General features: G+C 64.1%; 22 protein-coding genes and 1 tRNA gene. 14 read left to right on the forward strand and 9 right to left on the reverse strand.

What is annotated here, in order from left to right:
- The 5 genes from ADADO0_RS03320 to ADADO0_RS03340 form a co-directional block, all read right to left on the reverse strand.
- Positions 1-873, reverse strand: coding sequence for an ABC transporter permease (locus ADADO0_RS03320; RefSeq protein WP_511303670.1), 873 nt, complete (start codon positions 871-873; stop codon positions 1-3).
- Complete coding sequence (locus ADADO0_RS03325; RefSeq protein ID WP_511303671.1) at positions 870-1,850, reverse strand: ABC transporter permease; 981 nt, start codon at positions 1,848-1,850, stop codon at positions 870-872. Before ADADO0_RS03325 ends, ADADO0_RS03320 begins: the two co-directional genes overlap by 4 nt.
- Positions 1,851-1,907: 57 nt before the next feature.
- Positions 1,908-3,503, reverse strand: coding sequence for an ABC transporter substrate-binding protein (locus ADADO0_RS03330; protein ID WP_511303672.1), 1,596 nt, complete (start codon positions 3,501-3,503; stop codon positions 1,908-1,910).
- 127 nt (positions 3,504-3,630) lie between these two features.
- Positions 3,631-4,653, reverse strand: coding sequence for a LysR family transcriptional regulator (locus ADADO0_RS03335; protein WP_511303673.1), 1,023 nt, complete (start codon positions 4,651-4,653; stop codon positions 3,631-3,633).
- Positions 4,654-4,683: 30 nt separating this feature from the next.
- A complete protein-coding gene (locus ADADO0_RS03340; RefSeq protein WP_511303674.1) occupies positions 4,684-5,742 on the reverse strand; it encodes an AI-2E family transporter in 1,059 nt (352 codons plus the stop codon).
- Between the two features lie 350 nt (positions 5,743-6,092).
- Between ADADO0_RS03340 and ADADO0_RS03345 the strand changes: the two genes are divergently transcribed.
- Positions 6,093-6,983, forward strand: a complete 891-nt coding sequence (locus ADADO0_RS03345; RefSeq protein WP_511303675.1) for a DMT family transporter — start codon at positions 6,093-6,095, stop codon at positions 6,981-6,983.
- Between the two features lie 185 nt (positions 6,984-7,168).
- Here the strand turns inward: ADADO0_RS03345 and ADADO0_RS03350 are convergent.
- A tRNA-Phe gene (locus ADADO0_RS03350) sits at positions 7,169-7,244 on the reverse strand.
- Positions 7,245-7,659: 415 nt separating this feature from the next.
- On the opposite strand from ADADO0_RS03350, the gene ADADO0_RS03355 reads away from it, so the two are divergent.
- Positions 7,660-9,099, forward strand: coding sequence for a class II 3-deoxy-7-phosphoheptulonate synthase (locus ADADO0_RS03355; protein ID WP_511303676.1), 1,440 nt, complete (start codon positions 7,660-7,662; stop codon positions 9,097-9,099).
- A gap of 108 nt (positions 9,100-9,207) precedes the next feature.
- On the opposite strand, the gene guaD is transcribed toward ADADO0_RS03355, so the two are convergent.
- Complete coding sequence (gene guaD / locus ADADO0_RS03360; protein ID WP_511303677.1) at positions 9,208-10,605, reverse strand: guanine deaminase; 1,398 nt, start codon at positions 10,603-10,605, stop codon at positions 9,208-9,210.
- Positions 10,606-10,779: 174 nt separating this feature from the next.
- Here guaD and ADADO0_RS03365 point away from each other — a divergent pair, with 174 nt between their 5' ends.
- Positions 10,780-11,505, forward strand: coding sequence for a transaldolase (locus ADADO0_RS03365; RefSeq protein ID WP_511303678.1), 726 nt, complete (start codon positions 10,780-10,782; stop codon positions 11,503-11,505).
- 19 nt (positions 11,506-11,524) lie between these two features.
- On the opposite strand, the gene ADADO0_RS03370 is transcribed toward ADADO0_RS03365, so the two are convergent.
- Positions 11,525-12,133 carry a LysR family transcriptional regulator gene (locus ADADO0_RS03370; protein WP_511303679.1) on the reverse strand — a complete coding sequence of 203 codons (609 nt, stop codon included), beginning with the start codon at positions 12,131-12,133 and terminating at the stop codon, positions 11,525-11,527.
- A 187-nt stretch (positions 12,134-12,320) separates the two neighbouring features.
- On the opposite strand from ADADO0_RS03370, the gene ADADO0_RS03375 reads away from it, so the two are divergent.
- The 4 genes from ADADO0_RS03375 to ADADO0_RS03390 all read left to right on the forward strand — a co-directional run bounded on the left by ADADO0_RS03375 (position 12,321) and on the right by ADADO0_RS03390 (position 17,424).
- A complete protein-coding gene (locus ADADO0_RS03375) occupies positions 12,321-12,998 on the forward strand; it encodes an L-2-amino-thiazoline-4-carboxylic acid hydrolase (RefSeq protein ID WP_511303680.1) in 678 nt (225 codons plus the stop codon).
- A gap of 450 nt (positions 12,999-13,448) precedes the next feature.
- Positions 13,449-14,645 (forward strand): DMT family transporter, encoded by a 1,197-nt coding sequence (locus ADADO0_RS03380; protein ID WP_511303681.1) that lies wholly within the window; start codon positions 13,449-13,451, stop codon positions 14,643-14,645.
- Between the two features lie 234 nt (positions 14,646-14,879).
- Positions 14,880-15,497, forward strand: coding sequence for a TRAP transporter small permease subunit (locus ADADO0_RS03385; protein WP_511303682.1), 618 nt, complete (start codon positions 14,880-14,882; stop codon positions 15,495-15,497).
- A gap of 124 nt (positions 15,498-15,621) precedes the next feature.
- On the forward strand, positions 15,622-17,424 hold the full coding sequence (locus ADADO0_RS03390) for a TRAP transporter large permease (protein WP_511303718.1): 1,803 nt from the start codon (positions 15,622-15,624) through the stop codon (positions 17,422-17,424).
- A 66-nt stretch (positions 17,425-17,490) separates the two neighbouring features.
- On the opposite strand, the gene ADADO0_RS03395 is transcribed toward ADADO0_RS03390, so the two are convergent.
- Positions 17,491-18,264 carry an IclR family transcriptional regulator gene (locus ADADO0_RS03395; RefSeq protein WP_511303719.1) on the reverse strand — a complete coding sequence of 258 codons (774 nt, stop codon included), beginning with the start codon at positions 18,262-18,264 and terminating at the stop codon, positions 17,491-17,493.
- A 131-nt stretch (positions 18,265-18,395) separates the two neighbouring features.
- On the opposite strand from ADADO0_RS03395, the gene ADADO0_RS03400 reads away from it, so the two are divergent.
- From ADADO0_RS03400 to ADADO0_RS03430, 7 genes are all read left to right on the forward strand, one after another.
- Positions 18,396-19,238 (forward strand): cyclase family protein, encoded by an 843-nt coding sequence (locus tag ADADO0_RS03400; RefSeq protein ID WP_511303683.1) that lies wholly within the window; start codon positions 18,396-18,398, stop codon positions 19,236-19,238.
- A gap of 78 nt (positions 19,239-19,316) precedes the next feature.
- A complete protein-coding gene (locus ADADO0_RS03405) occupies positions 19,317-20,252 on the forward strand; it encodes a 3-hydroxyacyl-CoA dehydrogenase family protein (RefSeq protein ID WP_511303684.1) in 936 nt (311 codons plus the stop codon).
- Between the two features lie 200 nt (positions 20,253-20,452).
- Positions 20,453-21,592 (forward strand): ABC transporter substrate-binding protein, encoded by a 1,140-nt coding sequence (locus ADADO0_RS03410; RefSeq protein ID WP_511303685.1) that lies wholly within the window; start codon positions 20,453-20,455, stop codon positions 21,590-21,592.
- A 28-nt stretch (positions 21,593-21,620) separates the two neighbouring features.
- A complete protein-coding gene (locus ADADO0_RS03415) occupies positions 21,621-22,505 on the forward strand; it encodes a branched-chain amino acid ABC transporter permease (protein WP_511303686.1) in 885 nt (294 codons plus the stop codon).
- A 2-nt stretch (positions 22,506-22,507) separates the two neighbouring features.
- The gene (locus ADADO0_RS03420) at positions 22,508-23,551 is read left to right on the forward strand and encodes a branched-chain amino acid ABC transporter permease (RefSeq protein ID WP_511303687.1); all 1,044 of its coding nucleotides are present in this window, start codon (positions 22,508-22,510) and stop codon (positions 23,549-23,551) included.
- Positions 23,548-24,339: an ABC transporter ATP-binding protein gene (locus ADADO0_RS03425; RefSeq protein ID WP_511303688.1), complete on the forward strand. Its 792-nt coding sequence runs from the start codon at positions 23,548-23,550 to the stop codon at positions 24,337-24,339. Before ADADO0_RS03420 ends, ADADO0_RS03425 begins: the two co-directional genes overlap by 4 nt.
- Position 24,340: 1 nt before the next feature.
- Positions 24,341-25,054 carry an ABC transporter ATP-binding protein gene (locus ADADO0_RS03430; protein ID WP_511303689.1) on the forward strand — a complete coding sequence of 238 codons (714 nt, stop codon included), beginning with the start codon at positions 24,341-24,343 and terminating at the stop codon, positions 25,052-25,054.
- Positions 25,055-25,222: the final 168 nt, after the last annotated feature.

Below are 25,222 nucleotides of genomic sequence, written 5' to 3' on the forward strand. Positions count from 1 at the left end.
TCAGCGGTCCCTCGATCGCGGGTTGAGCACATCGTTCAGTCCGTCGCCGACCACGTTCAGCGAGAGCACGGCGAGGAAGATGGCGATGCCGGGAAAGGCGGTGGTCCACCAGGCGGTGCGCATGATTTGCTGGGCCTCCTGGAGGATCAGGCCGAGGCTCACCTGCGCCGGGTCGCCCAGGCCCAGATAGCTCAGCCCCGCCTCCAGCAGCATGGCCTGCCCCACCAGCAGGGTGGCGTTGACCACCACCGGGCCGAGCGCATTGGGCAGGATCTCCACGAAGATCAGCACCCCCGGCGGCGCCCCCGCCACCCGCGCCGCATCGACGAACTGGCGCGAACGCAGGGTGAGGAATTCCGCCCGCACCAGCCGGGCGATGTCTGGCCAGCTCAGGATGGCGATGGAGGCGATGATGTTCCAGATGCTGGCGCCGAAGAACGCCACCAGAACCACCGCGAGGAAGAAGCGCGGGATCACCTGGAACACCTCGGTGATGCGCATAAGCAGGTCGTCCACGAGGCCGCCCGAGAAGCCGGCGATGCCGCCCACGAAAATACCAACGGCGGTGGCGATGCCGGCCGCACCGAAGCCGACCATCAGCGAGACGCGGAGCCCGAACAGCACCCGGCTGAGCACGTCGCGGCCGAGTTCGTCGGTGCCGAACAGATGCGCCATGCTCGGCGCCTCCATGGCCGGGCCGACCCCAATCGCACCGGGCTCGAACGGCGCCAACAGCCGGCAGGCCACTGCCGCCAGGAGCAGCGCGCCCAGGATCACGGCTGCGATCGACGCACTGCGGTTGCGCCCGAAGATGCGCCAGGAGGACACCGCGCGGGGCGGCGGCGGGGTGGTGGAGATCTCGACGGCGCTCATCGGTACACCACGCGCGGATCGATGGCGGCATAGATGAGATCGGTCACCACATTGGCGGCGATCACCATCAGTGACAGCACGGTGAAAAGGCCCATGAGAACGGGATAGTCCCGCGCCTGGATCGCCTCGTAGAGCAGCCGCCCCATGCCGGGCCAGGCGAACACGGTCTCGGTGAGGACCGAGCCGGCGAGCATGAAGCCGAAGTTCATGCCGATCACCGTCACCACCGGCAGGACCGCATTGCGCAGGGCATGGCGATAGACCACACGCCCCTCCGGCGCGCCCTTGGCGCGGGCGGTGGTGATGAAGTCGAGTTGCAGCGTTTCCTGCATCTTGATGCGGGTCAGGCGATAGATCAGCGCTAGATGATAGAGGCTATAGGTCAGCGCCGGCAGCGCGAGATGGTGCAGCACGTCGAGAATGCGGCCCCAGCCCTGGGTGGGTGCCCGCAGGCTGTACATGCCCTGGGTGGGAAACCAGCCGAGGTGCAGCGAGAAAACGATCAACACCAATTGCCCGAGCCAGAACACCGGCATGGAATAGCCAGCCAAGGCCAGGAAGGTGCTGGCCTGGTCGGTCACAGAATAGGGCCGCCGCGCCGCCACCGCGCCGAGCAGGACACCGAGCACCGAGCTAATCACCAGCGCAGTCACCATGAGCAGAAGGGTCGCCGGCATGCGGGTCAGGATCAGGTCTAGCACCCCCTGCCGGTAGCGCAGGGAATAGCCGAGGTCGAAATGCGCCATGCGGGCGAGATAGGCCCAGAGCTGCGTCATGAGCGGCTGGTCGAGCCCGAACTCCTTGCGCAGCCCGTCGATATATTCCGGGCTGGCATCCATGGAGCCGACCAGGAAGTCGATGGGGTCGCCGGGCGCCGCGTGGATCAGGAAGAAGTTCAGCAGGATCACGACCAGGATCAGCGGAACGGCCTGCGCGAGGCGCCGGATGACATAGATGAGTATGTCAAAGGATGGCATCGCGCCTGCCTTTCGCTGTGAGATGTGCCTGGAGAGTGAGGTGGGGCAAGAGGTGCCTCACTTCACCTCGTAGGCATCTTCCCGGCTCTGGATGTAGCCCTGCGGCCCGGTGATCACGTCCTTGAACTTGGCCGAGACCGCATTCACCGTGGGCACTTCGAACAGGGGCAGGGCGGGCATGTCGGTCATGAGGATCTTCTGGATCTCCTTCCACATGACGGCACGCTTCTCCCGGTCCAACTCCTTGAACTCGGTGTCGAACAGGGCGTCCGCCGCCGGGCTCGAATAGCCCATGGCGTTGACGTAGGGCGCCTTCTTGATCTGGTTGGAGTGGAACCGCGGCGTCACCGAGAACGTCGGATCGGGGCCGGTTGTGAACAGCTGGTTGGCGAGGTCGAAGTCCCAGTTGCGGAACACCTTGTCCACGAAGGCGAGGCGGTCCATCACCTGCACCGTCACGTCGATGCCGACCGCCTTGAGATTGTCCTTGATGATCTCGGCGGCGCGGCCCTCATAGTCGCGGCCGGTGCCCCAGGCGATGCGCAGGGAGAAGCGTTTGCCGTCCGGCCCGCGCTTGAAACCGGCCTCGTCCATCAGCGCGTTCGCCTTGGCGACATCGAGCGGGTAATTGTACTGGTCGGTGAAGATCCAGCCGAGGCCGCTGTTGATCGGGCTTTTCGCGACCTTGCCTTCGCCGAACAGCGCCTTCTTGCGGATGTCCTCGCGGTCGATGGCATAGGCGAGCGCCTGCCGGACGCGCACGTCCCTCAGGTACTCGTTGCGCATGTTCATCAGCATGAAGCCGTTGGTGGCCGGTGCCTCGCCGCCTTTGTCGACGACGACGAACCGCTTGTCCTTCCGCAGCTTGGCAACCTGGTCGTAAGGCACGATGTACCAGTGCAGGAAGTCTAATTCGCCGCGCTCGAAGGCCAGCATGCGCGCGCTGGAATCCGGCACGATCTGGAACACGATGCGGTCGAGATAGGGCTTACCCTTCTTGAAGTAGTCGGTGTTCTTGACCACCTCGATATGGCTGCCGCGTTCCCAAGCCGCGAACTTGAACGGACCCGAGCCGATCGGCTTCTGGTTCGCCGGGTTGGTCTTGGGATCGGTGCCGGCGTAGATGTGCTTGGGCAGGATCAGCAGGCCGCTCGACAAGGGCGAGGCCAGCAGCGTCAAGAACGGCGCGTAGGGCGTTTTCAGCTTGATCTCGAACGTGTTGGGATCGAGCGCCTTGGCATATTCAACGTTCGGCCACCACGAAGCCGCGCGCGGATGCGACTTCGCCACCGCTTCGTTGAAGGTATATTCCACATCCTCGGCGGTGACGGGCTTGCCGTCGTGCCACTTGGCGTTCTTCACCAGATTGAAGGTGTAGGTCAGGCCGTCGGGCGAGACCGACCATTTCTCGGCGAGGTCCGGCGTCGGCTGGAAATTATAGTCCAGTCCGATCAGGCCGCTGTAGATGTTGGTGGCGGGGATGAACGCCACCGTATCCGTGGTGGTGTGCGGCGCCAGCGTGCCCGGTTCGCTCTCCAGGGCAATGATAAGCGTGCCGCCCGGTTTCGGCTGGGCGACGGCGGGCGTCATCACGCCGCCAAGGATCATGGACAAAGCGAGCGCGCCGCTCGCGATCAGGCCGGAAATGCGCATCGGATCCCCTCTGGATTATGGGCAACGTGCGACGGGAAGGCTTAATGCCTCTTATGGATGTTACATTATGCGGCAGTGGGGCTTTTTGAGCATCATGAGAAAAAATGTCGATCAACATGAATTGAATTCATGTTCGGTCGGCTGGAATGGTCACCTCCTCCGCGAGCCACAGGGCGACGGCGGCGAGTTCCGCCTTGCAGCGGGTTGCCACGATCTCGCGCGCCGCGACGGCGATGCGCACCGGAAGATCCGAGAGTTCGTCCTGATGTGAGACCACGGAAATCTTGCGGCGCAGACGCGGGAAAGGCAGGGGCTCGATCCGCAGGCGCGGGACATGCATGGCGCTCTGGAGCAGGCAAAACGGGGTGGTGATGGTCCAGCCGATGCCAGCCGCCACCATGCCCAGCACCGCGTCCGAGGTATCGAATTCAAACCGTCCGGTGGCGTCGATCCGCAGGCGGCGCAGATACTGCTCGATATCCTGGCCGGTGAGCGAGCGCGCGCTGTAGCGCACCAGATTGAGCTTGTCCCCGATCGCCTGGAGCGAGCCGATCGGGCCGACGAAGGTCGAGGGCAGGGCGACCACATACGGTTCCGAGAACACCTCGTGGATCTCGTACACCGTGTCGTCCAGATTGGTGTTGGACGTCACGATCAGATCGACCTCACGCGTGATCAGCGATTGGATGTGGTTCAGCGACAGGCCGGACCAGATCGACCATTGCGCCGCCTCCTGATGCAGCAGCCGCACCAGATGCGGACCTACGGTCGAAACCACGGAATCGGCCATAGCCACGCGCAGGCGGGGCACCGCCTGATAGCTGGAGGCCCGCACCCGCACCGCCGTCTCTCGGGCATCGCGCAGCAGCGCCTCGGCCCGCTCCAGCAGCACCCTGCCGCCGGCGGTGGGGGCGATGGGGCGAACCCGCCGGTCCAGCAATTCGGTGCCGAGCGTCTTCTCAAGGGAGGCGATGGCGTGGGAGACGCCCGATTGCGTGAGGCCGAGCCGCTGCGCGGCCAGCGTCATTGAGCCGGTCTCCAGGACGCCGACGAAGATTTCCAGCGCGCGCAGGTCGAAGATCGGGTCCCGTGTCCGCGCGCTGGGTGCGGAGAAGGGCGCGCGATCCTGATCCCGTGGTCTGCTCGGCATGCCGCTCTCCGCCCGCCCTTGCGAGGGTCCTCACACGCTGCTGTGATCCTGATCCTGCGCCAGCAAAGACCAGACCGCGACGAACAACGCCGCGATCAACGGTCCGATGACGAAGCCGTTGACGCCAAACAGCGACAGGCCCCCCAGCGTCGAGACGAGAACCACGTAATCCGGCAGGCGGGTGCCCTTTCCGACCAGCGGCGGCCGCAGGATGTTGTCGATCAAGCCGATCACGAACATGCCGACGCCCATCAGGATGGCGCCCTTCAGATAATCGCCCGAAATCAGGAGATAGGCGGCCGTCGGCCCCCAGACCAGGAACGCACCGACCGCCGGCACCAGCGACAGCATGGCCATCAGCACGCCCCAAAGCAGCGCGCCGTTGATGCCGAGCGACCAGAAGGTGAAGCCGCCAATCGCCCCCTGGATCAGGGCGATGATGACATTGCCCTTCACCGTCGCCTGCACGACATCGGAAAACTTGCCGAGGATGCTGTCGGTGTAATGCGCGCTCAGCGGGCTGGTCCTGCGGATCTGGGCGGCGAGCGAGCGGCCGTCCCGGAACAGGAAGAACAGCACATAGAGCATCACGCCGAGGCTGATAAACAGCTGTGCGGTGCCCTGGCCGATGCTCAGAGCACTGGCCGCAATGGTCTGTGATGCCTGCCCCAGCAACGATGAGAGCCGCTCGCCGATCTCGCCCACGGTGCTGAGATTGAAGGTCGGCAGAAGGTCGCGCAGGAAGTCGGGCAGAGTCTCTTGGAACCGGGTGAGGATCTCCGCCAGATTAAACTCGCGGGTGGAAATGCGATGGTAGAGCCCGGTCGCTTCCTGGGCCAGCGAGGCGAGGATGATCGCCCCTGGAATGACGACGATGCAGATGCACAGCAGGACGTTCAGGCCGGCGGCGAGGTTTCTCCGCCCGTTCAGGGCGCCGACCAGCCACCGCTGAATCGGATCGAACAGGATCGCCAGGATCACCGCCCAGAGCACCGCGCCGAAGAATGGGAGGAGCAGCCAGAAGAAGGCCGCCGTGACCCCGACGATGACCACCATGAAGCTGATCTGCTGAACGTTTGGCGATGGCATCAGAAAACGTGCACCCCTGCTTCGAGCCCTGGTCCCAACGTTTACATCAATCGCCCCGGCGCGGACATGGCCGCCCTGTCGGATTGTCCCGGCCGAGATCGCCGGGCACGCGGGTTGGAGCCCCGCGAGGCGTTAAACACCGCTACCCTCTCTAAGGTCCATGCCTGTCTTCAAGGTGCGCCGCGCATCAAGGCGATGATGATGGCGGCGGCCTTGCATCCGAGGAACCGCGCGCGAACACCCAATTGCCCGCTACACCTCCCCCGGGTGTTTGGATTAGACAGCAGCGTGTTGGCTGACGCGGCAGAGGTTTGCGCGCGGCCATCATTCAATTGAGGCGACGCCGTTTCATGCTCTGGGCTGTTTTCACGATCATCGCCGCCGCCGCGCAGACAGCCCGCAACGCAATGCAGCGGGAACTGACGGCGAAGCTTGGCACCGCCGGCGCGACGCATGTCCGGTTCCTGTTCGGCTTTCCATTCGCGGTTCTGTTTCTGATCGGAACGATGGCGGTCACCCGCCTGCCGCTGCCCTCGCTTGCAACGCCTCTCTTCTGGCCGTGGGTCGCTGGTGGTGCGCTGTCGCAGATCATCGCCACCGCGCTGATGCTCGCCGCCATGAACCGGCGGTCTTTCGTCGCCGCCACCGCTTACATCAAGACCGAGCCGGTGCAGGTCGCCATTTTCGGACTGGTTTTTCTGAACGAACGCATCGGCGCCAGCACAGCCGTGGCGATCATCATCGCTACCGCTGGGGTTGTTATCATGTCGATGAAGCCGGCCGCCGCCGGCACCGCGCGCCTCGGCTCGACCCTGCTCGGCGTCGGAGCGGGCGCGATGTTCGCGCTTTCCGCTATCGGCTATCGCGGCGCCATCCTCTCGCTCGGCTATCCGGACTTCGTGATGGCGGCGACCTTTACGCTGGTGGTCAGTCTTGGCATGCAAGCGGCCGCTCTCACCCTATTTCTTGCCCTGCGCGATCCGCGCGTCTTGCAGATGATCCTTCGGTTGTGGAGGCCATCCTTGCTCGCCGGCTTCATGGGCGCACTCGGATCTCAATTCTGGTTTCTGGCATTTGCCATCACTGCCGCGGCGAACGTGCGGACGCTGGCCGTTGTGGAAGTGTTGTTCGCACAAGCGATATCTAAGTTTGTTTTTAAGCAGGCGACTTCGTTTCGAGAGGTCGGCGGTATCGGTCTGATCGTCGTCGGCGTCGTCATGCTTCTTTGGACCACGCATTAGACATGCTGTGGTCAAAGTGCTTCAGAGCCGGCCGCAGGCAAAATTGAGTGGGCGTTCGCCATGCCGATAAAGAGGCCTATAAAACGCGTTGCCATGCCATCGCGTGATGCCATCTGGCCCGCAATCGTCCGCACAAAGCCTTTATTCTAAAGGCTTTTTAGCGGTCTGGCATCTGAAGAGGGCAATGGTGCCCAGGGCCGGAATCGAACCAGCGACACTGCGATTTTCAGTCGCATGCTCTACCAACTGAGCTACCTGGGCGCCGGGGGAAGCAGAGAAGCTGTCCGGAGCGGGGTGTGTATAGAGAGTTCGCGGGGACCTGTCCAGAGAGGCCGGATGCCGGGGTGGCAGCCTGTGGATACATCGACGCGGAAGGCCGTGATAGCCGCGATTTCGGCGTCGTCCGCCGTGCGGGATTTGCTGGCCGCAGGTTTGGAGCAGGTGCTGGTCCTGGGGCGGCTGCGGGTGGTGCATGAACGCAGTTCCGACGCTGAACCCGCCGATAGGCCAGGCTCGCGCTCGGCATATTCTCCCGCACATTCCTGGGCGCATTTAGGTGAAACCACGCGGGTTACTTGCGCCCTCACACTGGTGTATAAGCCCCGGCTCCGGCTGAAGGAAAGCCGTGCCGTCCCATGAAGGCCGGCGCAGCCGGAAAGACTTGATGGAGAGTGTTATGCCGACCCGTCCCGTTTCCGACCGCACCCCGAGCGCTGAGATCACGTCTCGCCGCGCCGAAGGCTGGCGTCCGGATACGTGGCGATTTTCGCCCTCGGTGCAGATCCCGGCCTATCCCGACCCCGCGCTGCTCATGAGCGTCGAGGCGAAGCTCGCGAGCTATCCACCGCTGGTGTTTGCGGGCGAGGCGCGTCGCCTGAAGGCCGAGCTTGCCAAGGTCGCGCGGGGCGAGGCCTTCCTGCTCCAGGGCGGGGATTGCGCCGAGAGCTTCGACGAGCATAGCGCCGACAACATCCGCGATTTCTTCCGCGTGTTCCTGCAGATGGCGGTGGTCCTCACCTTCTCCGGCGGTTCGCCGGTGGTGAAGGTTGGCCGCATCGCCGGGCAGTTCGCCAAGCCGCGCTCGGCCGACACCGAGATCGTGGATGGCGTGGAACTGCCGAGCTATCGCGGCGACATCGTCAACGACATTGCCTTCACCCCCGAGGGGCGCATTCCCGACGCGCGCCGCCAGCTCGATGCCTACCGGCAGTCGGCGGCGACGCTGAACCTGCTGCGCGCCTTCGCGAACGGCGGCTATGCCAACCTGTCCAACGCGCACCAGTGGATGCTGGGGTTCGTGAAGGATTCACCTCAGTCTCATCGCTACCAGGAACTGGCGAACCGCATCACCGAGGCGCTCGACTTCATGCGCGCCTGCGGGATCGATCCGCAGTCCCATCCCGAGATGCGGACCACGGATTTCTTCACCAGCCATGAGGCGCTGCTGCTCGGCTACGAGCAGGCCATGACGCGGGTGGATTCCACCTCCGGCGACTGGTACGCGACCTCCGGCCACCTGCTGTGGATCGGCGACCGCACCCGCCAGCCGGACCACGGGCATGTGGAATATTTCCGCGGCATCCGTAATCCCATCGGCATCAAGTGCGGCCCATCACTGACGCCCGACGGCCTCATCCGCCTGCTGGACGTGCTCCAGCCGGACAATGAGGCGGGCCGCATCACCCTGATCTGCCGCTTCGGCTCGGACAAGGTGGGCGATGCCCTGCCGGCGCTGGTTCGGGCGGTGGAGCGGGAAGGCCGCACGGTTGTGTGGTCGTGCGATCCCATGCACGGCAACACCATCAAGGCGGCCTCCGGCTACAAGACCCGCCCGTTCGAGCGGGTCCAGTCGGAGATCCAGACCTTCTTCGATGTGCACGCGGCCGAAGGCACTTACGCCGGCGGCGTGCATCTGGAAATGACCGGCAAGAACGTCACCGAATGCACCGGCGGCGCGCGGGCGATTTCGGATGAGGACCTGCGGGATCGCTACCACACCTATTGCGACCCGCGTCTCAATGCCGATCAGGCCATCGAGATCGCTTTCCTGGTGGCCGAGTTGCTGAAGCGCGAGCGTCAGGCGCGCGGCCGTCCCGAGGTGGTGGCGGCAGAGTAGACCTCGCCGGTTTCATTCGGGTGATGACGTCATGAAATGCTCCGGCTCAGTCCGGGGCATTTTTTTGAGCGGACACCGGCGCCGGGGTGCTTTGATGTCGTTGTAACGTCATCTTTTCTTGTACATGCGCCGGCCCATCACCCAGGTTTCGTCGACCGCGCGATCATCGCTGATCATCATGAGCGCGAACAGAACGTCGGCGGCCTCCTCCATGGTCTGCGGCCCGTCCGATCCGACCGCCAGCGACTGATGCCAGGGCAGGGCCATGGGGCCGGCGTTCCAGTCGAGCGCGACGAAGTCGGCTTCCTTGCCCGGCTCGAAATTGCCGAGCACGTCGTCGATATAAAGCCCTTCCGCGCCGCCCAGGGTGATCGACCAGAAGCCGCGATAGGGCGAGATTTTGTTGCGCTCCGCTTCGGCGAGATTCTTGCGGGCGGGCTCCAGGCTGCCGTCCAGCCGGGTGTTGTTGCACATGCCGACCTTGTAGGCGTCATCAAGAACATTGAGCATTGAGAAGCGGTTACCGGCGCCGATGTCCGATCCGAAGGCCATGCGCACCCGGCTGTCCGGGTCGGTTGCGCGGCCGATGCGGAACAGGCCGGAGCCGAGAAACAGGTTCGAGCAGGGGCAGAACACCACCGTCGCCCCGCTCCTGGAGAGGCGGGAGAATTCATCATCGGAAAGCCAGATGCCGTGGCCGCCGGAGAATTTCGGGCCGATCAGGCCATAGCGTTCATAGACCCCGAGATAGTCGGCGCACTCGGGATGGACTTCGAGCACCATGCGGCATTCGGTGGGGTTTTCGGAGATATGGGTGTTCACCCAGCAGTCGGGGTGTTCCTGCTTCAACTGCTGGCAGCGCCGCAAAAGATCATCGCTCGCGCCGACCGCGAAGCGTGGGGTGATGGCGTAGAGATTGCGCCCGTGGCGGTGATAGCGCGCGATCAGTTCCTTGCTGTCGCGGTAGAAATTGTCCGGCGTGTCGGCGTACTCGGGCGGTGCGTGGCGGTCGATGCCGGTGAGGCCGGCGATCACACGCATGTTGCGGCGGCTGGCTTCCTCGAAGAATTCCTCGGTCGCCACTGGCGCGGTCGTTGTAAAAGCCTGGCAAGTTGTGGTGCCGGATGCCAGCAATGTATCGAAGAACCGCCGGGCGCCATCGCGGGCATAATCGCGGTCGTGGTATTTGATCTCCTCCGGAAAGACCCATTTCTCAAGCCAGGGCAGGAGTTGCTCGCCGAAAGCACCAAGAACCCGCGTCTGGGGGAAATGAATATGGCCGTCGATGAAACCGGGTAAGATCAACCGGTTCGTGATGTGGGTGATTTCCAGTCCCGGATAGCGTGGCGCGAGGCGGGCGAAGGGTCCGAAATCGGCGATGATCCCGTCCTGGATGACCATCAGCCCATCCGCATGGAAACGCGCGGCCTCGGCTTCCCGGCCGATGTATTTCCAGGGATCGTCGAGGAAATCGAAGAAGGCCCCGCGGATGCCGAGAGTGCTCATGGGCGCAGGATTCCAGCCATTGGCGATGGTACTCCAGGGAGCGTTCCGAAGGTTAAGCGGAGCGTGCCGGGTGCACAATGGCCGTGTTGGCAAGGGCTTGGCAGGCTGGCCTCGGGGAAGGTTTTATGCCACAAGCACGCCCGCTCAGGATGTCTGGAAACCGGGAAGACCGCGATGGATGTCGCCTCGTTGAACGTCAAGATCTACGCCGATGGTGCCGACCTCCAAGGCATGATCGACACGTATCGGACGTACCCCTTCGTCAAGGGCTTCACCACCAACCCGACCCTGATGCACAAGGCCGGCATCACCGACTATGAGACCTTCGCCCGGAAGGTGCTCGAAGTGATCCCCGACCGGCCGATTTCGTTCGAGGTGTTCTCCGACGATTTCGCCGAGATGGAGCGCGAGGCGCGGTTCATCACCACCTGGGGCGAGAACGTCTATGTGAAGATGCCGGTGACCAACTCGGCCGGCGAGAGTGCGGCGCCGCTGATCCGCCGGCTGGCCGATGCCGGGGTGAAGCAGAACGTCACCGCCATCATGACCATCAAGCAGGTCTACACCACCGCCGAGGCACTGGCGGGCGGGCCGGCGTCCAACATCTCGATCTTCGCCGGTCGGGTCGCCGACATCGGCATCGACCCCATGCCGATGATGTATGCTGCCGCCGAAATCGTCGCCTCCGAGCCGCAAATCGAACTGATCTGGGCGAGCGCGCGCGAGGCGGTGAACATCGTTCACGCCCACCAGGCGGGCTGCCACATCATCACCGCCACCCCGGACCAGATCGCCAAGGCCGCCGCCTTCGGCAAGAAGACCCCCAACGATCTCTCGCTGGACGCCGTGCGCGCCTTCCGCAAGGATTCGCTGGCTGCCGGGTTCACCCTGAATTTCTAGGCGCCGGCGCGCGCTGTCCTCAGTCCTGGGACGGCGGACAGTCGCCGATCAAAAGCGCCCGCGCGCGGGTGAACTCGCGGCAGCTTGCGAGGCCGGGCCAGACCACCAGCGACGCCGTCTTGTGCGTTCCGAAGCCGGGCGCGAGCGTCAGCAGTTCGGCGTGCAGGCCGGGGTAGGGGCCGGGGCCGGGCCGGAGCAGGGCATCGAGCCGGCCGGCGAGAAGGTCGGCCACGTCGTCCGTTGCCACCCCGCGCACATAGTCCGGCGAGCGCCTCGTGCCGGCGAGACGGGCGAGCAGGCGGTCGGGTTCCTCACTCAGGGCCGGCGAGATGCCGAGGCGCAGCGGCTTGGTCTTCAAAGCCTTCGCCACGGTGTCGCTGGCCCTCGACAGGCGTCGGAAGGCGTCCCCCACCTCCGGCAGCAGAGCCTCGCCCTGGGCGGTGAGGATCAGGCTGCGATGCAGACGCTGAAACAGCGGCACGCCGAGCGCCTGTTCCAGATGCTTCACCTGCTGGCTCACGGCGCCGGGCGTGACGGAGAGTTCCATGGCGGCCGCCTTGAAGCTCAGGTGGCGGCCAGCGGCCTCGAAGGCGCGCAATCCGTTCAGCGGCGGCAGGCGATGGCTCATGGGTACGGTCCCGGCATGACGGTGGCGGCTTCAGAATAGAAAAACTCTTCCAGGGCGTCAGAAACAATCGGTTGAGCGGGGCACGGACGTGCGGGAGAACTCACGCAACGATGTCTGGAAGATCATCATGCCCCAGCGCAACATCAATGCCGAAACCGTTCGCCGCCAATTGTGAGAGAGATGCCCAATGGCTGAGACCATCCATCCCTTTTACGCCGCCCATCGCGAAGCGATGGAGGCGGCCATGCGCCATCGCCTCGACCTTGCCGAAGCGATGTTCGGCGCGCGCGCACATCTCACCGATATTGCTGCGATCCGGCAGGAGGTGATGGACGAGTTCGACATCGTCCTCACCCAGATGCCCTATGTTGGCGGTGCGGCCAGCCGCATGAGCGATTTCTTCATGCGCCTCATGGGCTTCATGGCCATCAGCCGGGTGCTCCGGCGGCACGGCGTGACGCTGCCGGTGATCGGCGACATCGAGCGGGAAACCTACACCGCGCAATTGCTCACCACGCCTGAAGCCGAACGCCTTGCCTCGGGGCGCCAATTCATGTCGCCTGAGAACCAGGCTTTGCTGCGCGCGCAGGCTTTAGAAAGTCATCGAGAAGAATTTCCGGAAGACTTCGTCTACGATTTCATCGCGCCGGGTCCGGCCGACACCTTCGCGTTCGGCATCGACTACAAAGCCTGCGGCTTCTGCAAATTCGCGGCCCGCCATGGCGATAAGGACATCCTCCCCAACATTTGCGGGCTCGATTTCGACGCCTATGCCACGCGCGGCATCCACCTGGAACGCACACAAACCCTGGCCGGCGGCGCGAGCCACTGCAATTTCAGGTTCTCGCGGCTCTCCCCGGATTAGGGAGTGTTGCGTCATGCGCGGTGGCTCCCTCTCCCGCTTGCGATAGCCCTGCGAAAGGGATCTCGCAAACTCCCACGGTTCGTTAAGTGCCGAGGCTGGGCTGTTTTCAACCTCGCCCCGAGGGGGAGAGGTCGGCTGCGAAGCAGCCGGGTGAGGGGGCTCCGACATTTCCGGACTGGAAAGAGTTGTCCCCCCTCACCCCAACCCTCTCCCCCCCGGGGAGAGGGGGCATCGCGCGGTCACTCAAGCAACATCACGGATCCCCGCCAGCTCCTTTCGCAGAAGTCTCGCTTGCGGGGGAGGGCTGGGGAGGGGGTAGCAGCCCTAAGAAGAGGCTCTGCACCCGGCCATGTCTCACCAATTCCCCCTCCCTACCCCTCCCCACAAGCGGGAGAGGGAATAACGCAATACTCCCGATTAGGGCGACGTGTGCTTCCGCGCGTTCATCAAGTGAACAGCACATCGACAGGCGATGTGCTGTCTTTGATTCCCGGCAGCAAAATCCTGAACGCGGAAGGACCGAAAGGAGCCCATGGCGATCATCGTCTTTCGGCGGAGCGGATGCCTCAGCAAACACGCTTGAATGGGGTCAGGCTGCTCGCTAACATCGGCGCATCGACCGAGTGGCAACTTAGGGTTCCGGGCGGCAGCGCCGTCGCTGGACCGAGCGTCGCAGAAACCGTGGGTGTTCCACGGCTGCACCCGAGGGATAAAAACCCAGAGGCGGAGACGTCGAGATCAACCAGCGTCAATGGCGCTAAGGAGGTCTCGATGGCATTTGCCTCGCTGCTGCTCGTGGTCCTTGCATCCTTCATCCATGCAAGCTGGAATCTACTCGCCAAACGGGCTGCATCGGTCGGCCCGATTTTCGTCTTCGCCTACAATCTCATCGCCTGCGCGGCCTACGCACCGTTGGTGCTTTATCTGCTCCTGGCAGGCAGCGGCATAGCCTGGAACTGGGTCGGCGTCGGCTTCGTCCTGATTAGCGGCCTGATCCATCTGGCTTACAGTCTTTGCCTACAACGCGGATATCAGGTGGCGGATTTGTCCGTGGTCTATCCGGTCGCGCGGGGCACCGCCCCGATGCTCTCGACTTTGGGCGCTTTCCTGATCCTTGGGGAAACGCCGTCCGGACAAGGCGTGTTCGGCCTGCTTTTCGTGATCGCCGGAATTGGCCTTATCGCCACGCAGGGCGATTTATCGGCATTTCGGCAGCAGGACGGACAATCGGGCGTGCGCTGGGGTACCGCGACTGGTGGGCTGATCGCGTCCTATACGGTGGTCGATGCCTACGCGGTGAAAACGCTGGGAATTGCGCCGGTCGTGCTCGACTGGTTTTCAAATCTGCTGCGGTTCTTCCTGCTGGCGCCGCTTGTCATCGCAAAACCGCGCCGGGCCATGGAGGCCATGCGCGGCTATTGGTGGCTCGCGATGGGCGTCGGCCTGCTCTCGCCACTCTCTTATATTCTCGTGCTGGCGGCACTGACCTCGGGAGCACCGCTTAGCCTGGTCGCTCCCATGCGCGAGATGTCGATGATGGTTGGTGCGCTTTTGGGAATGCTGATCCTGCGGGAAAAGGTGGGGCCGTGGCGACTTGCGGGGTGCGGCGTGCTGATCGCCGGCGTCATCCTGCTTTCGGGAGCATAAGCGAGTCCTCTCGGCTTTGCACCGGGCCGAGCTGCGATGCGCACCTCTCCATCTATCTTCTGTCCATCCCCGCCGCCAAACCGCGCCCCATCCCCCGCCCACGCCTGTCGTTTGGTCCGGTGGCTACCATACGAACAGCTACTTGCATGCTGATCGCGCTTCCTTATGGTGCCGGCTCAACGGTGCCCAAAAGAATGGTGCCGATTGGGAATTGCCCGTTCGAGGGGTCGCCACATGAATATGTTGCTCGCGCTCAGTCGAGCCATCGATGCCATTAACGTGCGCATCGGGAAGTCGGTTGCCTGGTTGATTGTCGTCGCCGTGCTGGTCTCGGCCATCAATGCGGTCATCCGAAAGGTCTTCGACTCCTCATCCAACTCCTGGCTCGAACTTCAATGGGTGCTGTTCGCGGCGGTGTTCCTGTGCTGCGCGCCCTGGACGCTGATCGACAACGAGCACATCCGCATCGATATCTTGAACGCCCGGCTGTCACGCCGCGCGCGGAACTCCATCGATCTGTTCGGCGGCCTGTTTTTCCTGCTGCCCTTCACCCTGGTCATGCTGGTCACATCCTGGCCCTTCTTCATCGCCTCCTACAGCATCAACGAGCAGTCCCTGAACGCCGGCGGCCTGCCCCAATGGCCGGCCAAACTCCTTGTGCCGGTCGGCTTCCTTCTCCTGTTCGTGCAAGCGATTTCCGAGATCATCAAGCGGATCGCGATCATGATGGGGAGGATTGAGGACCCTCATGACGGCGCCAGCAGCCACGCCGTGCTGGAAGCGGAGGTAGAGCGTTTGCTCACGGATGCGCCAAAGGTGGGCGACCCCGTCGATGTCGGCCCGTCGCGCTGAGGATAAGACCATGACTTTCACCTTCTTCCTGCGCGCCGTCGCCTGCGCCCTTTTCCTCAGCTTCATCTCGGCGGATCTTGCGCTCGCAGCCGATGGAAGCTCCCCGTCCTGGCTGGTCCATAACATGGCTCCGATCATGTTCCTGGCGCTGATTGGGTTCCTGCTGCTGGGCTACCCTGTGGCCTTCGCGCTGGCGGCCAACGGCCTGATCTTCGGCCTCATCGGCATCGAGCTTGGGCTGTTCGGCCCGGAGTTCCTGAGGGCGCTGCCGGAGCGTGTCTACGGCACGATGAACAACGAGGTGCTGCTTGCGGTGCCGTTCTTCACCTTCATGGGGCTTGTGCTGGAACGCTCCGGCATGGCGGAAGACCTGCTCGACACGATCGGCCAGGTTTTCGGCTCCATACGCGGCGGACTTGCCTACGCGGTGATCTTCGTGGGCGCGCTGCTCGCTGCCACGACCGGCGTCGTCGCTGCCTCGGTGATCTCCATGGGCCTCATCTCGTTGCCCATCATGCTGCGATACGGCTATGACCGGCGCGTCGCGTCCGGTGTCATCGCGGCGTCGGGCACGCTGGCCCAGATCATCCCACCCTCGCTGGTGCTGATCGTCATGGCCGACCAACTCAACCGCTCGGTCGGCGACATGTATGCGGGCGCGTTCATCCCCGGCCTGCTGTTGGCGTGCCTCTATGCGCTCTACATCTTCATTGTCTCCACCGTGTTCCCAAGCGCCGCGCCAGGCCTTCCCCTGGAGGCGCAGACGCTACGGGACAAGGACCAGAAGGTTCTTCCCGGCCGCATCCTCGGTGCCATCGCGGCCGCGGGCTTCGCCTTTCTGATCTCCACGGGTGGATTGCCTGGCCTGACCTCGGGTCTTGTGCCGGGCGCCGCGAATATGGCGCTCTGGGGCATCGTTTCGTTCGTCCTGCTCTACTCCGTTATGTCAGGCGCCGCGCGGCTTCTCACCCCATCCCTGTTCATCGTTCTCGCCCTCGCCATCGCGCTGGCGATCGTCGCGATGCAGCGAACCTCGGTGAAGTTCGGCGCGGACTATGTTGTGCTGACCATGTCCGCCACCGTCGCGCTCGCCTTCGTGGTGGCGGTGATCAATAGGGTGTTGCGACTTGGCCTGCTTTCGCGCCTCGCGGAACAGGTGATCTTCGTCATGGTGCCGCCCCTGGCGCTGATCTTCCTGGTTCTCGGCACGATCTTCATCGGCGTCGCGACGCCAACCGAGGGCGGAGCCATGGGCTCGGTGGGCGCGCTGCTGCTCGCCATTGGCCGTGGCCGGCTGAAGTTCGACCTGCTGCGGCAGGCGACCTATTCCACGGCAAAGCTCTCAGCCTTCGTGCTTTTCATCCTGATCGGCGCGCGCGTGTTCTCGCTCACCTTCTACGGCGTGGACGGGCACCGTTGGGTGGAGGAGCTTCTCGTCTCGCTGCCGGGCGGTCAGACGGGGTTCCTCATCGCGGTGAACGTGCTGGTGTTCGTTCTCGCCTTCTTCCTCGATTATTTCGAGCTGGCCTTCATCATCATTCCCTTGCTGGGGCCTGCGGCCGACAAGCTCGGCATCGATCTGATCTGGTTCGGAGTCATCCTCGCGGTGAACATGCAGACCTCTTTCATGCATCCACCGTTCGGGTTCGCGCTCTTCTTCCTCAGATCCGTCGCGCCAAAAGTTCCCTATCTGGATCGCATCACAGGCAAGAAGACAGAGCCTGTCACCACCGGTCAGATCTATTGGGGCGCGTTGCCGTTCGTGTTCATCCAGCTGATTATGGTCGCGCTGGTCATCATCTTTCCGGGCATGGTCACGCACTATAAGAGCGGCGGCATACAACTCGACCAGGGCGCGGTGCAGAAGCAGTTCGACAATCTTAATCCTGGAATGGTTGAACCGCCGCCGCCAGAGCTGAAGTTCTAGGGCGCGGCGGCCTCGTTCCCTGCGTTCTAGGAGCTGCACGCCGGACCGCACACCGCCCGCATTTGATTAAATCTCTGTATTCCTGAGGGATGACCCAATTTTATCTATGATCAGCTTCTTGTGCACAAGAAGCTGGCGGATGGCTTCGTCCTTGGCGGTTAGAAACCGGGACGTGGGCACGGGAACCGAGATTGCGTAAATCCCGCCTGAAGCGTCGCGGAAGCCGACACCCACGGCGCTGATGCCCACCGTGTGCTCCTCGTGATTATAGCCGATGCCGGTGCGCCTCACCTCGGCGATCTCGGCAAGGATGGCGTCCGTGCGCTTGGTGCCCCGCAGCTCCTTGCGGATCAGTTCGCGGGCCCGCTCCGGCTCCAGGAGCGAAAGGCAGCATTTGCCATTGGCGGTGTTGGTGAGCGGGAAAATGTCGCCCACAGCCGAGACCGCGCGCAGACGGTGGGTGCCGGTGACCTGATCGAGGAACAGCACCTCGTTTCCGCGCATCACGGAGAAGTCCACGGTTTCGCCCGTGCTCTGCGACAGCGCGATGATGTGAGGATGCACCAGTTCCACGATGTCGATCTTGCCGGAGCGGGACAGCGCGTGGATCTCAGGGCCCAGCCGATAGCCACCCTCCGGCCCGGCTGAAATCACGAGATGCTCATCCACCAACGCGTTGACGATGCGCTGCACGGTGGAACGCGGCAGATCAACCCGGCCGGCAATCTGCGCGAGGCTAAGCCCCGAGCGGACATTCTTCAGCGCTCTCAGGATCGTCGCCGCCCGCGCGATCACCTGGATGCCACCGCCTTGCGCTGCGCTTACTTCGCCGCCTGCCATGTTCAACCTTATCTCGTGTACCATCATACAGTACACCTGTATCATTCAGTTTGACCACCCCCGTGTGTCCGCCTTACCCCTGCCGTCAACAAGATCTGTCCATTATCGGACATGGCGCTGGGAGGCGTTGAATGACTGTCACTATCCGTGGCATTGAGTTCCAGTCGAATCTCGACAACGAAATGGGCCTCAAGTTTTTTAATCTTTCGCACCGCTTCGGGTTCCAGTCTCCGAATTGGCCGTATTTCCAGGATGTGCAGATCGAGCGCGTCCATTACATGGCGAAGTCTGGCGTCCTTTCTCAGCGCATCACCACCTCGATGCACAATACGACGCATATCGATGCACCCGCCCATGTGGTCGAGGGCACGCCCTTCATCGACGAGGTGCCACTGCCGCATTTCTTCGGCACCGGCATCGTCATCTCGATGCCGAAGAAGAAATGGGAGCCCATCACCTATGACGACCTGGAAGCCGCCGCAGGCGCCCATGTGCGGCCCGGCGACGTGGTCATCATCAATACGGGCTGGCACAAGCTCTACGAGGACAGTGCCGATTACTTCTGCTACGCGCCGGGCTTCGTCGCCTCCGCCGGCGACTGGTTCGTCGAGAAGAAGGTGAAGGTGGTCGGTCACGATACCCAGGCCAACGATCACCCCCTCGCAACCGCTATCGGCCCCCATCGCAACGGGCCGCTGCATCCGCACCTCGCCGACGAATACAAAGTCTGGTCCGGCGGCCGCGACTGGAAGGACGACCATCCCGAATGGGAGCCGGTCCACCGCAAGCTGTTCACCAATGGCATCCTCGGCATCGAGAACGTGGGTGGCGATCTCGACGCGGTGACGGGCAAGCGGGTGACCTTCGCATTCTTCCCCTGGAACTGGGACCGGGGGGATGGCTGCATCATCCGGCTCGTCGCCATGGAAGACCCCAAGCAGACCTATCGCATCGAGGCGGGCAACGCGCTCTGACTCCAATCCCCAACCGGCCCCTCCGCGCCACGCGTGCGGACGGGCCGTGCCCTGTGCCCGCCACAGGAGGAGAAGGGCATGACCAGAATAATGAACGTGGCCGTCATCGGCGCCGGCCTCATGGGGCACGGCATCGCGCAGGTCTTCGCCTGCGCCGGCGCTGAGGCGAGGGTTTTCGATGCGTCGGTTGAGGCCCTCGCCTCGCTCGGCGATCGGATACGCGCCAATCTCTCGGCGCTGGGCCAGGACATGGGCGCTGCCGACCGCGTCATCGGCTGCACGACGATTGCCGAAACGGTCGCCGCCGCCGATCTCGTCATCGAGGCGGCGGCCGAGAACCTCGCCGTCAAGCAGGCCCTGTTCGCGCAGATCGAGGGGGCGGCACCGCACGATGCGATCCTCGCCAGCAACACCTCCGTCATTCCCATCGGCGCCATCATGTCCGGCCTTGCGCGCCCGGAGAGGGCGCTGGGCACCCATTGGTGGAATCCGCCATTCCTGGTCCCCCTGGTGGAGGTGATCGGGACGGAACGGACGGCGCCGGAGATCATCGACCGGACGCTGGATATCCTCGTCGCCGTCGGCAAGACACCGGTGCATGTACGCCGGGATGTCCCGGGCTTCGTCGGCAACCGCCTTCAGCACGCCCTTTGGCGCGAGGCCATCGCGCTGGTCGCGGAAGGGGTCTGCGATGCCGAGACCGTCGACACGGTGGTGAAGGCGAGCTTCGGCCGCCGTCTCGCCGTGCTTGGCCCGCTGGAGAATGCGGACCTGGTGGGGACCGACCTCACCCTGGCGATCCACGAGACCATTCTGCCGGCCCTCAACCGCGACGCGGCGCCCTCGCCCTTCCTGCGGGACTTGGTCGCGCAGGGACGGCTTGGAATGAAATCCGGCGCCGGCTTCCGGAACTGGTCGCCAGAGGCGGCCGCCGAGGTCCGAAGCGGAATGATCCGGCACCTCAAGGCCGCCGCCGAGGATGCACGCCAATCCGACGGAGGAGCTGAGGCGTGATCCGGTCGAAGAAGGTCATCACTTGCGCAATCAGGGGCGGCATTCACACGCCGACGGTGTCCCCGCGGCCGCCGAAGACGGCGCAGCGACATGGCAACACCCACTGACGTGCGCGCCATGCTCGCGCTGAAGGGAGGCAACCGCGTCGGTTTCTAGGAAGAACGCAGATCAACCACACAAAAACAAAGGGAGGAACAAGAATGAACCGCATGTCCCGCCGGGCGCTTCTCGCGCTCGCTACCCTGGTTTCCGGCACCTTGGCAATCGGCCCGGTGATAGCTCAGACCCCCGAGCCGATACGCATCGGCGCGATCCTGTCCACCACGGGGCCGGGCGCCGGCGCCGGCATTCCCCAGCGCAATGGGCTGCTGCTCGCGATGAAGCTGTTGAACGAGCGGGGCGGCATCGCAGGCCGGCCGATCCAGCTCACCATCGAGGACGACGGGTCCAGCCCGGATGCCGCCGTCACCAAGGCCAACAATCTCATTTTCACCCAGAAGGTCGCCGCCATCATCGGCCCGACATTGACCGCCTCGACGCTTGCCGTGGGCGGCGTCGCGGACCCGGTGAAAGTGCCGGTGATGGCCTTCACCGGCCTCGGCGTGCCCCTGGAGAAGACGCGCAAATGCGTGTTCCACATGCTGCCTTCGCAGGATTTGAACGCCCGCGCCCTGCTTGAGGTCGCCTCCAAGGCGCTGAACGTCAAGAAGCTCGGCGTGCTGCACGATTCCGCCTACGGCAACATCGTTATGACCAAGCTCAGGGAGGTAAATCCGGACTATCCGGTTGAGATCGTCGCGGTGGAGAAATGGGAAGTGGGCGCCACCGACGCCACCACCCAGGCGGCCAAGGTGAAAGCCGCCAGCCCGGACGCCATTGCGGTGATCGGCAATTCCGCCACCCCGTTCCGCAACGCCCGGCAGATTCGCATCACCGTGCCGCTTCTCTCCGCGCTCGGCACGGCGACCTATGAATATGTGAAGGCCATGGGCGATGCGGGAGACAATATCGTCTTCGCCGAATTCCTGGTCGCGGAAGACCCGCTCCCCGCGCAGGTCGCCTTCGTGAATGCCTTCCAGAAAGAATACGGCGTGCTGCCGAAGACCATGGAGGCCAGCGCCTTCGATGCCTTCAACGCGGTCGCCGCCGGGCTCGCCAAGGTGGGGCCGAACGCACCCGCAGGCGCGTTGTGCGACGCCATCCGTGGTCCGTTCGATGGGGCCATGGCACGCTTCGACTTCTCCCAGGACGACCTCACGGGACTGACTTTGCAGAGCTACGTCTTCTCGAAGCTCGACAAGGGCAAGTTCGTGCGCCTGCCCTTCAAGGCCGGCTCCTGAAGCGCGATCACAAGCCGGAGGCGCCACCATGGCCTTGATGCTGTTCACGCAGGCTCTGCTCGCGGGCATCACCAACGGCTTTGTCTATGCTCTCGTGGGCGTCGGCATCGCCGTGATCTTCAAAGGCAGCCAAGTCATCAACGCCATGCAGGGCGAACTCGCCGTGGTGGGCGCCGCCACGGCGGTGTTCGGCGCCACGGCCTGGGGGCTCCCGCTGTCCCTTGCCGTGGTGGCGGGCGCGCTCACGGGGATGGCGGTCGGCATCCTCGTCGAACTCGGCCCCATCCGCGCCCTGTTCGACCGGCGGGCACGGGAAGAATCCTTCCTGCTGCTGACGGTCGGCCTCGGCTTCACCTTCTCGGCGGGGGTCCTCTACCTGTTCGGGCGCGAGGAGCATCTGCTTCCCGCGCTCGGGGACGAGGTCTACGAGGTGTTCGGGGCGATCATCCGCGAGCATGCCTTGTGGGTGATCGGCATTTCCGCCGCGCTCATCGTCGCGCTGCGCCTGTTCTACCGGCACACCCATCTCGGACTGTGCATGATTGCCGCCTCGATCGACGCCGATGGCGCCGGCACCACCGGCATCAATGTCCGCGCCATGCGCACCGCCACCTTCGCGCTGGGCGGACTTCTCGCGGCACTGGCGGGGCTTCTCGTCGCGCCGCTCATCGGGGTCGGCTACCAGATGGGGCCGCTTCTCACGCTCAAGGGCTTTGCCGCCGCCATTCTCGGCGGTCTCGCCAATCCGCTGGGCGCGTTGGTGGGGGGCCTCGTCATCGGCATCCTGGAGGCGCTCTCCATCGTCTTCGTATCGTCGGGGCTGAAGGACGCGGTCGCCCTCACGCTCCTCATTGTCATCATGATCTTCGTCCCCGACGGCATTCTCGGCCGCGGCGGACGCAAGGGAGGCTGAGCATGTCCCAGCGCGTATCCCGACCGGCGACCCCTTCCGGCCACACGGCTGCGGCCGGGGTGCCGATCCAGCGGCGCCCCTTTGCCGGTAAGGCAGCACTCATTGCTCTCGGCATCGCCCTATTCCTCGCCCTGCCGTTCGTCCTGGAGCGGCACGCCGTCGATCTGCTCGTCTTCTGCGGACTCTACGCTATCGCGGGTGCGGGGGTCGGATTTGTCCTCGGGCAGGGCGGGATCGTCAATCTCGGCCAAGCCGCCTTTTACGGCATCGGCGGCTACGCCAGCGCATACTGTTCGGCCCGGCTCGGCTGGCCCGCGCTCGCCGGTATCGGCATCGGCGTCGCCATATCCCTTACCGTCGCCGCCATCATCGGCCGTCCGATCCTGCGGCTGTCCGGCTATTTCCTGGCGTTGGCGACGCTGGCGCTCGGCATCATCTGCACCAACCTCTATTTCGAGGCGGACTTCATAACGGGCGGAACCCTCGGCGTGCCGGGTGTGCCGAAACTTTCCCTCGCCGGCTTCGTGTTCGATACGCCGGCGCGCTTCTACTTCCTGGTCTGGCCGATCGCGTTCGTCACCATTCTCGCCATGCACAATCTGATGGGGAGCCGCATCGGCCTTGCCATGCGCGCCATGCGCGATGCCCCAGACGCCGCCATGGTGATGGCCATCGACAACGCCCGGCTGAAGCTCTGGATGTTCATGATGTCGAGCGCCCTCGGTGCTCTCTCGGGGAGCCTATTCGCCCATTATGTGGGGTTTGTGAATGTGGATAGTTTCGGCGTCGACCGATCCATCATGTTCCTTTTGGTGCCCGTCATCGGCGGGGCCTCGGTGCCCGCCGGCGCCATCATCGGCGCGCTGTTCATCGGCCTCGTCCCCGAGATGCTGAGCACGTTCGGCGACATTCATCGCGTCCTGTTCGGGCTCACCCTCATCGCATCCGTCGTGTTCTTTCCCGATGGCCTTTGGGGCATCGGCCGCGGCACGCTGAATTTCGTCCGCCGCCGCACGGCCGGTGCGCGGGAAAGGGCCGCGCCATGAGCGGGAATTTGCAGCGCGCTTCCGCGACCACGGAGGAATGGGCGCTGGAGTTGAAATCCATCGGCCATCGCTTCGGCGGCTTCCAGGTGCTCCATGACGTGAGCTTCGGCATGCCGGGAACCGGCATAACCGGGCTGATGGGGCCGAACGGATCGGGCAAGACGACACTGTTCAATATCATCTCCGGCTTCCTGACGCCCGCCTCCGGGGACGTGCTGTTCCACGGATGCAACATCCGCGCGGAAAGCGTCCGCCGCCGCAGCCTGCATGGGCTGGTGCGGACCTTCCAGACGCCGAAGGTGTTCGAGCGCCTGACGGTGGCCGAGAACATTATGGTCGGCGCCTACAAGTCTGGCCGCTCAGGCTTTTTCGCCGGCCTCGCCGGCCTTCCCTCCGCCCGCCGGGAGATGGGCGAGATACGCGAAGAGGCGTTCGCGAGCGCACGGCGTTTCGATCTCGGCGGCATATTCGAAAGGCCCTCCGCCCTTCTCACCGCGGGCCAGCGCCGTCTGCTCGAACTGGCCCGCGCCTATCAGGGAAAACCCTCGCTGCTGATGCTCGACGAGCCGTCCTCCGGTCTCACCACGACCGAGATCGATGTGCTCATCGCCAAGCTGAGGCTTCTGGCGGAGGAGGGTATCGCCATCCTGCTGGTCTCCCACGACATGGAGTTGATGGGCGTGACGCAACGGGTCCACGTCCTCAATTTCGGGCGGATCATCGCCTCCGGCACCATGGCTGAACTCAAAAACGATGCCGCCGTGCGCGAAGCCTATCTCGGAGTGTGACATGCTGAGCGTAACGGGTCTCTGCGCCGGATACGGCCACCTGAACATCCTGAAGGGCATCGATCTCACCGTCGCAAAGGGCGATGTGGTCGGGATTGTCGGCGCGAACGGCGCCGGCAAGACGACGCTCGTGCGTGCCCTCGCAGGCCTCCTGCCGGCGCACGCCGGGGAGATCCGGCTGGGTGATACCGATATCACCCAGATTCCGCCCCACCGCCGGGGCGCCCATGGGATCGCAGTGGTTCTGGAAAACCGCAATCTCTTCGGCGAACTGACGGTGCGCGAAAACCTTGCGCTTGCCACGCGCAGCGGCAGGCGCCGTCGGCAAATCTTCAATCTGGAACGCATCGTCGATCTCTTCCCTGCCGTGGGCGAGAAATTGAATGTGCGATGCGACCTGCTCAGCGGAGGCCAGCAACAGCAGGTCGCCATTGGCCGCGCCCTGCTGCTTCAGCCGGAACTTGTGGTGATGGACGAACCTTCCACCGGCCTTGCGCCCAAAGTGGTGAAGGACATCCTCGACGTGCTCGCCCGCCTGCGCGGAGACGGCATGAGCGTCATCCTCGTGGAGCAGAATATCGCCATCGCCTCAAGCGCAACGAGCCGCGCTTACGTGATGGCGACCGGCCGCGTGGCTCACGTCATCCCAGAGGGGGGATGGCCCGCCTTCGTAAACGACGAGACCTTGATGGGATCATATCTCGGCCAAAACTAAAGAAAGAGCCGTAAAATTCGCTGGCGGTGCGAGCCTGGGGATCGGCGGCCGGGGTGCGTCCGGCCGCCCCTGTTCAGGTCAGGATCAGGTGGGATCAGTTTGGCTTGGTGGCGGCCTAGATTGGGGCTGCCGACCCGCTTCATGACCGGCCGTCCATTGGCGGAACCG

Source organism: Aquabacter sp. (assembly GCF_965279295.1).
Taxonomy (GTDB): domain Bacteria; phylum Pseudomonadota; class Alphaproteobacteria; order Rhizobiales; family Xanthobacteraceae; genus Aquabacter.